The sequence below is a fragment of the Mycobacterium sp. 5-140-3-2 genome (genome assembly GCF_035666375.1).
Classification (GTDB): Bacteria; Actinomycetota; Actinomycetes; order Mycobacteriales; family Mycobacteriaceae; genus Mycobacterium; species Mycobacterium intracellulare.
On the sequence record NZ_CP142025.1, the window covers coordinates 4,842,200 to 4,855,387 of the forward strand.

The following is a 13,188-nucleotide window of genomic DNA, read 5'->3' on the forward strand; positions in this document are numbered from 1 at the left end:
AGGGATCTACGGTAAACGCATGGCAGAGCAGTCATATGCGGTCGATGCCGGGCATCCGCCGTCGGCGTTATTGCGTCTCGTCAACCCGGTGATGGGGCTTTTGCTGCGCAGCCCCCTTGCCGGCGCCGCGCGCAAGCAATTCATGGTGTTGAGTTTCACCGGGCGCAAGACCGGGCGTCCGTACTCAATTCCGTTGAGCGCGCACCTGATTGACGGTCAGCTCTACGCGCTGACCGGCGCGCCGTGGAAGCAGAACTTCCGCGACGGCGGCCCCGTCGATGTGGTGTACGACGGCACGACGACGGCGATGCGCGGCGAGCTCATCCGCGACCGGGCCGCGGTCTCCGATCTCTTGCTGCGCGCCGCCGAGTCGTATGGCGTGGCGCGCGCGCAGCGCATGATCGGGCTGAGGTTCCGCGATCACCGCATTCCGACCCGCGACGAGTTCGCCGAGGCGGTCGACCGGCTCCACCTGGGGGCCGTCCGGCTCAGTCCGGTCGGTTAGCCGTCAGCCGGCGGGCCGCCGGGCGCCCGCAGGTGCGCGGCGCGCAGGCACCGGTCGAAGCGCGAACGCGCCGTGATGACCTCCTTGCCCAGCGCCGTGAAGTCGTCGGCGATGCGTTGGGCGAGCACGCCGAGCTTCGTGTTTTTCGATTGGGACAGGGTTTTGAGCATGGTGAAGGCGGCGTCCTCGTCGATGCCGTAGATCAGCATCAGCATCCCCTTGGTGCGGTCGATGACCCCGCGGCGCCCGACGATCTCGGCGACCTTGGCGCTGATGGAATCCTCCCGGTTGCGCGCGGGCGGCGGCGTGACTTCGATGTAGAAGCCGTGGGTCCCGACGACCTCGTCGTTGTCGTCGCAGAACCGGTCGCCCACCACGATGACGTGGTGGATGAGCCCGCGGGTGTCCACAATGCGATGCCGCACGCTGAACGCCTGACGGCGCCTGATCATGTCGTTGATCCCGTCGATCACCTGGGGCCGGTCCGCCGGGTGTTTGTGCGACAGCACCAGCTCGGTCGTGGGGGTCACGGTGCCGGGCTCGTAACCGTGCATGCGCTGGACCTGGTCGGACCATACCCAGCGGTGGCCCTCGAAGTAGAAGCGGAACCAGCCGGCCCGCTGCGGAACGGCGCCGGCCAAACCGCGCTCGATCGCCGCGGCCTGGCGGTCTAATTCCCAAGCCACGGTGGGTTTTTCGCGTCGACGGCAAGCGGACCGGTAACAGCGTGCATGGGCGATCTCGAATGGATCGCCGACCCCCGGGCGGGAAATCCGGAACTGCACATGCAGGAGTGAGATACCCCCATGGCCGTGAGATTACAGTTTCTGACCGGTGGTCACTGCGGAAATCAAGAAATTGCCGGGCGAGTAAGTTTTCGGCGCGCTCACTGGCACGAACCCGCGCCGGCGGCCGCCCGGGTCCGGGTGACGACGGGTTGTTCGAAGCCGGCGTCGACCACGGCGCGCCGCACCGCCTCAGCGACCGCCCCCGCGCGCGCGATCGGCACCAGCGCGATCACGCAGCCACCGAATCCGCCGCCGGTCATCCGGGCCCCCAGCGCGCCCGCGCGCACCGCTGCCGCCGCGATCAGGTCGATGCGTTCGGTGGTGATGTCGAAGTCCTCACGCATGGAGGCGTGCGAGGCGGTGAAGATCCGCCCGGCCTCGGCGTAGTTCCCATCGCCCAGTGCCGCAACGCAATCGATGACCCGCTGGTTCTCGCTCAGCACGTGGCGGGCGCGACGGGCATCGACCGGGTCCCGCACGGCGCCCAGGTCGGCGGGCCCGCGATCGCCGACCTCGCGCAGCGACGACGCCCCGAGGTCGGCGGCGGCGCGCTCGCACGACTGGCGCCGCGCCGCGTAGTCACCGCCGGCATGGCTGTGGCGCTCCCGGGAGTCGATCAGCAGCAGGGCGACGCCGGCGGCGTCGGGGTCGAAAGCCACCGGCGAGACGGCGAGGTCGGCGAAGTCGATCAGCACCGCCGTCGCCGGCCGGCCGAACAGCGAGGCGAGCTGGTCGAGCAAACCCGTTGGGGCGCCCACGTACTCGTTTTCGGCGCGCTGGGCGAGCCGGGCCTGGTGCTTGCGGTCGATGCGTACGCCCGCGGCCGAGGCGATCGCCCCCAGCGCCGCGCATTCCAAGGCCGCCGAGGAGGACAGGCCCGAGCCCATTTCCACGTCGCTGGTGATCGACATCGTGCCGCCGGGCACCGGGTAATCCGCCTGGCGCAGCGCCCAGATCACCCCGGCCACGTAGGCCGCCCAACCGGTCACCTCCCCCGGGGCGGTGCCGAGCGCAATGCGCACCGGGGCGTCCGCGCGCTCACTGGTCACGGTGATCGCGTCGCCGGGGCCGGGCTTGAACGTCGCCACCGTGCGCTGCGGCAAGGCGATCGGCAGCGAGAAACCCAGGTTGTAGTCGGTGTGCTCGCCGATCAGGTTGATCCGTCCCGGCGCGCCGTAGCGCACCGTCACTGCAGTTCCCGTAACCGCTGCGCCACGCTTTCGGGGGTGACGTCACCGATGAAGGCGTCCATCGCCGATTCGGAGGCCGCCAGGTACTTGAGCTTGGTCGCGCTGCGGCGGATGGACATCAGTTCGACGTGGAAGTACCCGTCCGCCTGGACCCCGGCCCCGGAATACTGGTGCAGCGCCGAAATGTAGGGCAGCGGCGTGGAATACATGCGGTCGAAGCGCCGCAGCACGTCAAGGTAGATGGCCACGAACCCGTCCAGCTCGTCCTCGTCGAGGCCGATCACGTTGGGCACGAACCGGTTCGGGTAGATGTGCACCTCGACCGGCCAGCGCGCGGCGAAGGGCACGAACGCGGTGAACACCTCGTTGCGCGCGACGATGCGGCCCCCATCGGTGACCTCGCGGGCCAGCAGATCACCGAACAGGTTGCCGCCGTGCTTGTTTCGATGCGCCCGCGCCTGCTCCAGCATGGCGACCGTCCGCGGCGTCAGGTAGGGATAGCCGTAGATCTGGCCGTGCGGATGGGTGAGGGTGACCCCGATCTCCTCACCGCGGTTCTCGAAGCAGAACACCTGCTCGACGCCCGGCGCGGCCATCAGGTCGGCCGTGCGGTGGCGCCACGCATCGACCACCAGCCGCGCGTGCGCCGGCGTCAACGCCGCGAAGGAGCCGGTGTGATCGGCCGAAAAGCAGATCACCTCGCAGCGCCCGGGCGCCGGGGTCGACACGAAGCCGTCGGCGTCGCCGGGATCGGGAAGCGGCGTCGCGGCGCCCGACAGGCTGGGAAAGCGGTTCTCGAACACGACGACGTCGTAGTCGGGCGCGGGCACCTCGCTGGTCAGCCCGGTCGGGCCCGGGCACAGGGGGCACGCGTCGGGCGGCGGCTTGTAGGTGCGGTCCTGGCGCAGCGCCGCGACGATCACCCACTGCCCGGTCGTCCGGTCGAACCGCAACTGCGACTGTTCGGCCGTACGCGGCGGCAGGGGCCGGCGGTCCTCGACCGGCGCCGGACGATGCCCGGGCAGCGAGAAGAACAGCAGGTCACGGCCGTCAGCCAGCTTCGCTCGCGTCGGCTCAGTCACGATGTCGAAGACTAGCTTGGTCGCCGGCACCCGGTTCGGGTAACCATGGGGGTACGCGATAGAGAGGCGGTCACCGGAATAACTGTCCTGTACGAACGCGCCCGCAACTGGGTGATCGGCTCCGATCCGGGCTTGCTTCGGCTGCGGATGGCGACTCGGACAACGGCCGCGCTGGGCCTTTCGCTGCTGGTCCTTTTCGTCCTCACCAGGGCGACGGGACAACCCCTGACCGTCGCGCTGCTGGGCGTCGTCATCACCATGGTCGCGTCGCGGTCAGTCAACGAGCCCGACCCGCGCCAGCAACGAATCACCATGGCGCTCTTGCCCGTTCCCGCCGCGCTGGCCATCACCGCCGCCGCGCTGCTGGCCCCGCACGTGGTGGCCAGCGATGCCGTCTTCGTGCTGATCGTGTTCACCGCGGCCTACATCCGCCGCTTCGGGGCGCGCGGCAGGGCGCTGGGGATGGTCGCGTTCATGTCGTACTTCTTCACGCTGTACCTGCGGGCCCGCGTCTCGGAGCTGCCCTGGATGATCGGGGCGGTCGCGGTGGGCACGGTGTGCACGTACGTGATGACCGCCTACGTGCTGCCCGACCGCCCCGAGCGGGTGCTGCGCGCCACCATCCGGGCGCTGCGGGCGCGGATGGCGATCGTCATCGACACCACCGCCGAAGCGGTGCGGACGGGCCGCCTCGACGAACGGCGGCGCCGCCGCATGCGGGCGCGCACCACGCGGCTCAACGAGACCGCCCTGCTGGTGCAGAGCCAGATCGAGGACAAAGCCGATCCCGGCGCGCTGTGGCCCGGCGTCACCGCCGAACAGCTGGCCCCCTGGCTGCTGGACGCCGAGTTGGCCATCGAATGGGTCGCCACCGCCGGTCGGCGGGCCGCCGCCGTGGCGGGTGAGGCCCCGGAATCCATCCCGATCGGCACGCGGGTCCCGCTCGTCGACGCGCTCTCGCAGCTGGCCCGCGCGATCCGCCTGCCCGAACCCGAGGGGCTGCGGCGGGCGGCCGCCCGCGCGCAACGGCTGCTGGACGAGCTGCCCGAGGCTGGAGCCGCGGCCGAGGACGACCCGGGCGCCACCGCGGTCCGCCGCCTCGCCCTGGCGATCATCAACGCCGCGGGGGCGACGTCCGACGTGCGGGCGATCGTCGATCGGATGGCCGCCGGCGCCCCCCTTGACGAAACCGGCGGCGAGCGGCCGGCGGCCGACGAGCGCGCCGCGCCGGAGGGGGCCGCCGACGAGGCACGCCCCGGCGGGCTGCTGCCGACCACCCGGCAAGCCATCCAGGTCTGTATCGCCGCCTCGCTGGCCATCGTCACCGGGGAGCTGGTCTCGCCGGACCGGTGGTATTGGGCGGTGATCGCCGCGTTCGTGATCTTCGCCGGCACCAACTCGTGGGGCGAAACCCTGACCAAGGGCTGGCAACGCCTGCTCGGCACCCTGCTCGGCGTGCCCGCCGGCGTGCTGGTGGCCACGCTGCTGACCGGCCACGAAATTGGCGCTCTCGCCGGCATTTTCGTGTGTCTGTTCTGCGCCTTCTATTTCATGACGGTCACCTACAGCCTGATGACCTTCTGGATCACCACGATGCTGGCGCTGCTGTACGGCCTGCTCGGCCAGTTCTCCTTCGGCGTGCTCATGCTGCGGATCGAAGAGACCGCGATCGGCGCCGTCATCGGGGCGACGGTGGCCGTCGTCGTGTTGCCGACGAACACCAGAACCGCGATCCGCGCCGACACCCGCACCTTCCTGACGAGCCTGTCGGCGCTGATCGAGGTGTGCGCCGCCACCATGTGCGGAGAGGGCGGCGCCAGCCCGTCCGAGCAGGCGCGTCAGGTCGATCGGGATCTGCAGCAGTTCCGGGTCACCGCCAAGCCGCTGTTGGCGGGCGTCGCCGGACTCGCGGGGCGGCGCAGCATCCGCCGCGCCCTGGGCATCTTCACCGCGTGTGACCAATACGGCCGCAGCCTGGCACGCAGCAGCGAGCAGTATCGGGACCCCGTCGGGTCACCGCCGCCGGCCCCGAAACTGGCGCAGGCGTTTTCGGCGGCCGCCGCCCAGACGCGACGCAACATCGAGGCGTTGCAGGAGGCCATCGAGGGGGGTCACGCACCGACCCTGGTCTCGGCGGCCGACGACCTCGACGCCGCGGAAACCCTGGCGCGACAACAGGACGGCGACGGCCACGGCGCCGAGCCGCGGCCCGAGACCCGGCGGTACCTCACCGCGGTGCACGCCCTTCGCCAGATCGAGCGGGCCGTCATCACCGCCGCCACCAACCTCGGTGGACGCGAACGCGTGCGGACGGCCGAGCCCGCGTCACGCTGAGGCGCTTTGCTACCGATCGCGCGCGGCCGCGGCTACCATCGTGCTGACCGCCGCGGTCCGTAGCCACAGCCGAGGAGAAATCCCATGGCCACACCGAACCTCCCGCCGGGCTTTGATTTCACCGATCCCGACATCTACGCGCACCGGCTGCCGGTGCGGGAGTTCGCCGAACTGCGCGCCACCGAACCGGTCTGGTGGAACGAGCAGGCGCCGGATAAGGGCGGGTTCGGCGACGGCGGCTACTGGGCGGTGACCAAGCATCGCGACATCCGCGACGTCTCGCTGCGCAGCGACGTGTTCTCGTCGGCCGCCAAGTCGATCGTGCCGCGTTACCGGGAAGACTTGGCGGCCGGGCAGATTGAGGCGGGCCGGGCGTCGATGATCATGATGGACGACCCCGAGCACAGCCGGTTGCGCAGGATCGTGTCGCGGGCCTTTACACCGCGCGCGGTCGAGCGGCTGCGCGCCGAACTGTCCGAGCGGGCCCGGTGCATCGTCACCGAGGCCGCGGCGGCGGGGTCGGGCGACTTCGTCCGCCAGGTGGCCTGCGAGTTGCCGCTGCAGGCCATCTCCGCGCTGCTCGGGGTTCCGCATGAGGACTACGACAAGCTGTTCGACTGGACCAACAACATGATCGGCAGCGACGATCCGGAATTCGCCGGCAACGACGCGCTGACCTCGGCCGGCGAATTGATGTGGTACGCCATGCAATTGGCGGCGCGCAAGGCCGAAGAACCTGGCGACGATATCGTCACCACCCTGATTCAGGCCGATGCCGACGGCCAGCGCCTGTCGGAGGCCGAGTTCGGCATGTTCGTGGTCACGCTGGCCGTCGCGGGAAACGAGACCACGCGCAACTCGATCACGCAGGGAATGATGGCCTTCACCGACTATCCGGTCCAGTGGGAGCTGTTCAAGGCGCGGCGACCCAAGACCGCGGCCGACGAGATAATCCGTTGGGCCACACCGATCACCGCGTTTCAGCGCACCGCGCGCGAGGACACCGAACTCGGCGGTGTGGCCATCAGAGAAGGTCAGCGGGTGGTGCTGTTCTATCGCTCGGCCAACTTCGACGAAGAGGTCTTCGACGACCCGTTCACCTTCGACATCCTGCGCAGCCCCAACCCGCACCTCGGTTTCGGCGGCACCGGGGCGCACTACTGCATCGGCGCCAACCTGGCCCGCATGACGATCGATGTGATGTTCAACGCGCTGGCCGACCGGCTGCCCGACCTGGCCCCGCTGGGAAATCCGGAGCGCCTGCGGTCGTCGTTCATCAACGGCATCAAGCACTGGCCCGTCGATTACCGAGGCGGCCACCCGGTCGCCTCATGAGGATCGCCATCAGCGGTGCCGGCGTGGCCGGGGCGGCGCTCGCCCACTGGCTGCATCGGACCGGCCACACGCCGACGCTGATCGAGCAGGCGCCGCACCTGCGCACCGGCGGCTACATGATCGACTTCTGGGGCGTGGGCTACCAGGTGGCCAAGCGGATGGGCATCGAAGGGCCGATCCGCGCCGCCGGATACGAGATGGAACGGCTCCGCTCGGTCGGCCCTCGCGGCGAGATCAAGGCGGACGTGGACGTCGACGTCTTTCGCCGCCTGCTCGGCGCCGACTTCACCAGCCTGCCGCGCGGCGATCTGGCCGCGGCGATCTACGCCACCATCGAGGACGAGGTCGAAACGGTCTTCGGCGACAGCATCTCGTTCGTCGACGAGCGCGACGACGGGGTCCGACTCGGGTTCGAGCGCGGCGGCGCGCGCGATTTCGACCTGCTGATCGGCGCCGACGGGCTGCACTCCAACGTGCGCCGCCTGGTCTTCGGGCCCGAACGAGAATTCGAGCGCTATCTGGGCTGCAAGGTGGCGGCCTGCGTGGTCGACCGTTACCGGCCGCGCGACGAGCTGGCCTACGTCACCTATGCCGAACCCGGCCGCCAATTGGCGCGTTTCGCGCTGCGCGGCGACCGCACCACGTTCCTGTTCATCTTCCGCGCCGACCACGACGGCACCGACACACCGCCGAAAGACCAGCTGCGCAACACCTTTGCCGACTGCGGCTGGGAAGCCCACGACATGCTGGCCGCGCTCGACGACGTTGACGACCTCTACTTCGACGTCGTCAGCCAGATCCACATGAACCGCTGGTCGCGGGGGCGCGTGCTGCTCATCGGGGATGCGGCCGGCTGCATTTCGCTGCTCGGCGGTGAGGGCACCGGCCTGGCGATCGCCGAGGCCTACGTGCTGGCCGGCGAACTCGGGCGCGCCGGGGGCGACCATCGCCGCGCGTTCGACGCCTACGAGATGCGGCTGCGTCCCTTCATCGAGGGCAAGCAGGCCGGCGCGGCGCGGTTCATCGGGTTCTTCGCCACCCGGACCCGATTCGGGCTGTGGTTCCGCGACCTGGCGCTGCGCACCATGAATTTCGCCCCGATGACACGGCTTCTCGCGCGCGACGTGCGCGACGACTTCGAGCTGCCCGACTACGGCATCTAGCCACCGATCACAAGCTCGGCTGCGGACTTTGTGTGTCGCGGCGCTCGCCCGTGGCGATGAAGTCCTCGATCAGCTCCACCACCTGGTTCGGCGCCTCCACCTGCGCGAAATGACCGACGTCGGGCAGGATTTCGAGCCTGGCGTCGGTGCGAGCCTTGTGCGCGGCGTACGCGTGATCGACGGGGATGATGCCGTCGCGTTCCCCCCAGATCGCCATGACCGGCAAGTCCTCACGCAGCGAGAGTCTGTTGAGCGCGCTGACCGCCTGGCCCCGGTAGTCGACCACCGACCTCAGCGTCCGCAGGAACGACTGGCGCGTCTCACCGTCGGACAACGACGAGTAGGCGCTCCACAGCTCGGCCCCGCGCGGCGACTGGATGCCCGCGCTTGTCAACCAGGACCTGAGCTTGTTGCCGACGGACAGGACGGGCGTGGGCGCGATGATCGGCAACACCAGCTCCGCCCCGGGGGCCGAGAGCAGCCGCAGGACCCATCCCACGTCGGGACCCAGGCCGCCGCTGCTGATCAAGATCAACCGCTTGGCGTAGTCGGGGTGCTGATAGACGAACTGCATGGCGACACCGCCGCCGAGCGAATGACCGACCACGGTGGCCTGGCTGACACCCAGTTCGTCGAGGAAATCACGAAGCCAGACCGCAAACGCGCCCAGCGAGTAGTCGGTGCGGGGCTTCGCGGACTGGCCGTGGCCCAGCAGGTCGGGCGCGACGATCCGGAACTTCTTCGACAGCTGCGGTATCACGGATCGCCAGGTCTCCGAACTCCCCGCCATACCGTGGATCAGCAGCAACGCTTCGCCGTCACCCTCGTCGCGATAGGCGATGCGATCCCCATGTAACTCGAGAAACTTCATGTCACTCATTCGGGCTGTGTACCCGCTTTGGCCCTGCTGACGACGCGGGCAGGGCAAATGCCCGCCCGTTGAGCAATGATCAAGGGCATGACCGAACCGGTTGCGGCCCGCGTGGCCGTCTACCTCGACTTCGACAACATCGTGATCTCGCGGTACGACCAGATACACGGGCGAAACTCGTTTCAGAAGGACAAGGCCAAGGGGCTCGAGCAGCATTCCGAACGGTTGGGCCAGGCGACGGTCGACGTCGGCGCCATCCTCGACTACGCGTCGTCGTTCGGGACCCTGGTGCTCACCCGCGCCTATGCGGACTGGTCGGCGGATATCAACGCCGGATACCGCGGGCAGCTGGTGGCCCGCGCGGTCGACCTGGTGCAGCTGTTCCCCGCGGCGGCCTACGGCAAGAACGGCGCCGACATCCGGCTGGCCGTCGACGCGGTCGAGGACATGTTCCGGCTGCCCGACCTGACCCACGTGGTGATCGTGGCCGGCGACTCCGACTACATCCCGCTGGCCCAGCGCTGTAAGAGGCTGGGCCGGTACGTGGTGGGCATCGGGGTGGCCGGGGCGTCGAGCCGGGCGCTGGCGGCCGCGTGCGAGGAGTTCGTCGTGTACGACGCGCTGCCGGGGGTTCCCGCGCTCGACCGCGAGCCCGGGCCGGCCGACACCGCCCCGCCGAAGCGGCGCGGCGGGCGCACCAAGGCGGCACAGGCCGAGGAGCCCGAGCCGCCCGACGCGCAGGCCGCCGCCACCGCGCTGCTGACGCGCGCGCTACAGATCGGCCTGGAGAAAGACGACGTCGACTGGCTGCACAACTCCGCGGTGAAGGCGCAGATGCGGCGCATGGATCCGTCGTTCAGCGAAAGGTCTTTGGGTTTCCGGTCATTCAGCGATTTTTTGCGGTCGCGTTCCGACATCGTCGAGCTGGACGAGACGTCGACGACGCGGATGGTGCGGCTGCGCGCGCAGGATTGAGCGGCGTCGCCCCCGCGTCGCGGCAATGCATTTTCTCGCTGGTGTATGGCGTTTCGCCGATGCGCGGATCGATATCGTTGACAGCGCCCCGGGGTGGCCATACATTGTCTGGGAGTCGTCCGCAGCTGGTGGGGGATCGATGAGGAGACCGTCATGACCGTCGGTGCCGCTCCCCCAAGCGTTTTCGACGCCGACCTGCCCACTCTGTCCTACCGTGACGACGAAACACCCGCGGAGGTCTACCCGCGCCTGCGGGAGGCGCAACGACACGCGCCCGTCGCACTGGGGCCGCACGGCCCCGAGGTGCTCGGGTACCACATGGTCCGGTCCGTCCTGCGGGACACGCGGTTCCAGATCCCGCCCGGCCTGAATCTCCTTGTCCAGGGCATCACTTCGGGCCCGCTGTGGGACAAGGTGGTCAACAGCCTGCTGTGCCTCGAGGGCGACGCGCACCACCGGCTGCGCAGCCTGACCTCCAAGGCGTTCACGCCGAAGGCCACCCTGCGCCTGCACGACACCATGGTCGGCGTGCTCAACGAACTGGTCGATCGGGTCGCCGGCGCCGGGCGCTGCGACGTCGTCACCGACATCGCGCGCCCGTATCCCGTGCCGATCATCTGCGCGCTGCTCGGGGCGCCCCGCGAGGACTGGCAACGGTTCTCGCTGTGGGCGGACGACGTGTTCAAGGCGTTCAGCTTCACCGCCGACCTGACCGAAGTGGAGCCCGTCGTGATGCGCGCGTGGCGCCAACTCGACGCCTATGTCGACGAGATGGTCGCCGGGCGCCGCCGCAGCCTGACCGACGACCTGCTGTCCGACCTGATCCGCGCCGAGGACGAGGGCGACCGCCTCGACGCGGCCGAACTGCGCATGCTGGCCGGGGGGCTGCTGCTGGCGGGGACGGACACCACCCGCAACCAGGTCGCCGCGTCGGTGCACCTGCTGTGCGAGCACCCGGAACAGTGGGAGCTGCTGCGCCGGCGACCCGAGTTGGCGATGCGCGCGGTCGAGGAGACCATGCGGCACTCGCCGATCGTGTGCGGGACGCTGCGGCTGGTGGCCGAGGACGCCGAGGTCGACGGCTACGTGTTTCCCGCCGGCACGATGGTCCTGCTCAACACCGGGGCGGCGAACCGCGACCCCACCGTCTACGACGACCCGGACCGCGTCGACATCACCCGCGAGGGCGCCCCGCCGATCCTGACGTTCGGCGGCGGCGCGCATTACTGCCTGGGCGCCAACCTGGCCAGGCGCGAGATCGCCGAGGCGCTGACCGTCTTGACCGCCCGCCTGCGCAATCCGCGCATCGCCGGCCCGGCTCCGTGGAAGCCGATGGGAACGCTGAGCGGCCCGCTGAGCCTGCCGCTGGAGTTCGACCGCTAGGCATCCGGCGCCGCTCAGGGATTCGGGTGTGAGCTCGCGGATTCGGGTGTGAATCCACGGCTTTGACTGTGCGCTGAGGGCGACGACACGCCGAGCGCGGCCGCCGTGGCTTCACAGTCAAAGCCAAGGCTTCACACCCAACGCGACGCCGTTGGCAATCCGCCGAGTCGCGGTGGCGCCGGGGCGGCCTTACGCTGCGGGGGTTACACGAACTTCACGGGGGTTTTCGATGCGCGCAACCTGGGGACCGGCGGCCGCCGCGGTCGCCTGCCTGGCGCTGTCGTCCTGCTCGGAAACCGTGTCGGCGCCCCCGCTGACCCCCACCGCGCCGACGTCGGCGTCGAAAACGACCACCCGTGCGGGACCCGCCCCGATCACGGGCCCGCTGGAAAAGGACTGGAAGAGCTACGGCGGCACGGCGTATTTCGGCTGCCCGCAGACCTTTTCGGCCGGCAAATCCGCACTCGACGACATCCGGCCGAAGATCTTCGACCCGAAGACGGGACAGTACGTCGCGCCGGCCATCCCCACGATCGCCGCCGGCGAGAACCTCACCGGCGCCATGTGCGCGCTGACCGGCGCCGCCGCCGACCTCAAGGTCGTCTACGTGGTCACCACCGTCAAGCCCGCCCAGGCCCCGGCGCCCGAAATCTCAAGGACCACCGCGTATTCCTACGACTGGTCCTCGGGCCACCAGGTCGCCACCAAAGAACTGCAGCCGCCGACCCCCGGCCTGAGGTTGGCGGCGCCGAAGGAATGGGGACTGGCCCCGACCGCCTCGGGCGTGGCGTGGGTGAACGCCTTCACCGACGGGCACGCCCCCGCGTCGCCGCCCCGAACCGTGGTCCTGTCCGGCGCCGACCTGTCGATCATGTGGGACGATCCCCAGCCCGCCCGAGTTTGGCAGGACGTCATTGCGTTCCCCCGCAACGCCGATCCCGGCAAGGCCTCGGGGGCCGAGCTGCGCCGCCCGAACGGGGAGGCGATCTACCAGGACGACGACGCGCAATCCGTGGACGCCGAATTGGCCGAGGGCCCAGACAAACTTGTGAAGATCACCCACCGGGAGTCGCGCAACCCACCGGCCGTCTCCACGATGTTCTATGACCTCAACGCCAAATCCCTCATCAAGATCGGCGATTCGGACCGGATCTCCGGCGGCGGGCTGAGCGCGGCCCTGTCCGACGGGAAACTGTTTGTCGACGGGCACAATTCGGAGAACTCCTCGTTCGGGTTCGGGGTGTGGAACCTGCGCAGCCAACAGTGGGACTTGCTCAAGAGCCGCGACGACGCCAAGAAGATGTCGATTTCGAAGCTGGCGTTCTTCGAAGACCACCTCTACCTCACCGGCAGCGGCGGCACGTTCTCGGTAATCGCCCTTCCTGCAACGGATCCCGTCGCGTCCGGCTGGTCGACACGCCCGTTCGAGCGGATATCCGGATGGACGCTGGTGTGCCGCGGCGAGACCGCGCCGTCGTCCAACGGCGAGTGCAAGGAGATCGTCATGGTGCAAGACCAGGACGGCCACTACCCCGGGCCCTGGTTCTGACGGTCGCCCGCGG

At 69.5% G+C, this 13,188-nt stretch carries 11 protein-coding genes; 7 read left to right on the forward strand and 4 right to left on the reverse strand.

The features are described 5' to 3' along the window. Positions 1-19: 19 nt before the first annotated feature. The gene (locus tag P6281_RS22670; protein ID WP_014385832.1) at positions 20-505 is read left to right on the forward strand and encodes a hypothetical protein; all 486 of its coding nucleotides are present in this window, start codon (positions 20-22) and stop codon (positions 503-505) included. Here P6281_RS22670 and P6281_RS22675 read toward each other — a convergent pair. The 3 genes from P6281_RS22675 to galT all read right to left on the reverse strand — a co-directional run bounded on the left by P6281_RS22675 (position 502) and on the right by galT (position 3,595). Next, entirely contained in the window at positions 502-1,191 is a 690-nt protein-coding gene (locus P6281_RS22675) for a PAS and ANTAR domain-containing protein (protein ID WP_014385833.1), read from the reverse strand. The genes P6281_RS22670 and P6281_RS22675 overlap by 4 nt on opposite strands. 200 nt (positions 1,192-1,391) lie before the next feature. Then, positions 1,392-2,483, reverse strand: coding sequence for a galactokinase (locus P6281_RS22680; protein ID WP_014385834.1), 1,092 nt, complete (start codon positions 2,481-2,483; stop codon positions 1,392-1,394). Beyond that, positions 2,480-3,595, reverse strand: a complete 1,116-nt coding sequence (gene galT, locus P6281_RS22685) for a galactose-1-phosphate uridylyltransferase (protein ID WP_014942940.1) — start codon at positions 3,593-3,595, stop codon at positions 2,480-2,482. The genes P6281_RS22680 and galT overlap by 4 nt, the downstream gene beginning before the upstream one ends. 81 nt (positions 3,596-3,676) lie before the next feature. Here galT and P6281_RS22690 point away from each other — a divergent pair, with 81 nt between their 5' ends. The 3 genes from P6281_RS22690 (at position 3,677) to P6281_RS22700 (ending at position 8,397) form a co-directional block, all read left to right on the forward strand. Further along, positions 3,677-5,899: an FUSC family protein gene (locus P6281_RS22690; protein ID WP_008260987.1), complete on the forward strand. Its 2,223-nt coding sequence runs from the start codon at positions 3,677-3,679 to the stop codon at positions 5,897-5,899. 84 nt (positions 5,900-5,983) lie between these two features. Beyond that, positions 5,984-7,234, forward strand: a complete 1,251-nt coding sequence (locus P6281_RS22695; protein ID WP_014381171.1) for a cytochrome P450 — start codon at positions 5,984-5,986, stop codon at positions 7,232-7,234. Beyond that, a complete protein-coding gene (locus P6281_RS22700) occupies positions 7,231-8,397 on the forward strand; it encodes an FAD-binding domain (protein WP_008260989.1) in 1,167 nt (388 codons plus the stop codon). Before P6281_RS22695 ends, P6281_RS22700 begins: the two co-directional genes overlap by 4 nt. Before the next feature lie 7 nt (positions 8,398-8,404). Here P6281_RS22700 and P6281_RS22705 read toward each other — a convergent pair whose 3' ends face one another. After that, complete coding sequence (locus P6281_RS22705; protein ID WP_014385836.1) at positions 8,405-9,277, reverse strand: alpha/beta fold hydrolase; 873 nt, start codon at positions 9,275-9,277, stop codon at positions 8,405-8,407. Positions 9,278-9,343: 66 nt separating this feature from the next. Between P6281_RS22705 and P6281_RS22710 the strand changes: the two genes are divergently transcribed. The 3 genes from P6281_RS22710 (at position 9,344) to P6281_RS22720 (ending at position 13,175) form a co-directional block, all read left to right on the forward strand. Next, on the forward strand, positions 9,344-10,243 hold the full coding sequence (locus P6281_RS22710) for an NYN domain-containing protein (RefSeq protein ID WP_014385837.1): 900 nt from the start codon (positions 9,344-9,346) through the stop codon (positions 10,241-10,243). A 153-nt stretch (positions 10,244-10,396) separates the two neighbouring features. Continuing rightward, positions 10,397-11,626 carry a cytochrome P450 gene (locus P6281_RS22715; protein WP_008260994.1) on the forward strand — a complete coding sequence of 410 codons (1,230 nt, stop codon included), beginning with the start codon at positions 10,397-10,399 and terminating at the stop codon, positions 11,624-11,626. Positions 11,627-11,855: 229 nt separating this feature from the next. Then, a complete protein-coding gene (locus tag P6281_RS22720) occupies positions 11,856-13,175 on the forward strand; it encodes a hypothetical protein (protein ID WP_014383327.1) in 1,320 nt (439 codons plus the stop codon). Positions 13,176-13,188: the final 13 nt, after the last annotated feature.

What these genes read in the sequence shown, in the direction of transcription:
- P6281_RS22670 (WP_014385832.1), top strand. Translation starts at nt 20, where the DNA reads ATGGCAGAGCAGTCATATGCGGTCGATGCCGGGCATCCGCCGTCGGCG.
- P6281_RS22695 (WP_014381171.1), top strand. Translation starts at nt 5,984, where the DNA reads ATGGCCACACCGAACCTCCCGCCGGGCTTTGATTTCACCGATCCCGAC.
- P6281_RS22700 (WP_008260989.1), top strand. Translation starts at nt 7,231, where the DNA reads ATGAGGATCGCCATCAGCGGTGCCGGCGTGGCCGGGGCGGCGCTCGCC.
- P6281_RS22705 (WP_014385836.1), bottom strand. Translation starts at nt 9,277, where the DNA reads ATGAGTGACATGAAGTTTCTCGAGTTACATGGGGATCGCATCGCCTAT.
- P6281_RS22710 (WP_014385837.1), top strand. Translation starts at nt 9,344, where the DNA reads ATGATCAAGGGCATGACCGAACCGGTTGCGGCCCGCGTGGCCGTCTAC.
- P6281_RS22715 (WP_008260994.1), top strand. Translation starts at nt 10,397, where the DNA reads ATGACCGTCGGTGCCGCTCCCCCAAGCGTTTTCGACGCCGACCTGCCC.
- P6281_RS22720 (WP_014383327.1), top strand. Translation starts at nt 11,856, where the DNA reads ATGCGCGCAACCTGGGGACCGGCGGCCGCCGCGGTCGCCTGCCTGGCG.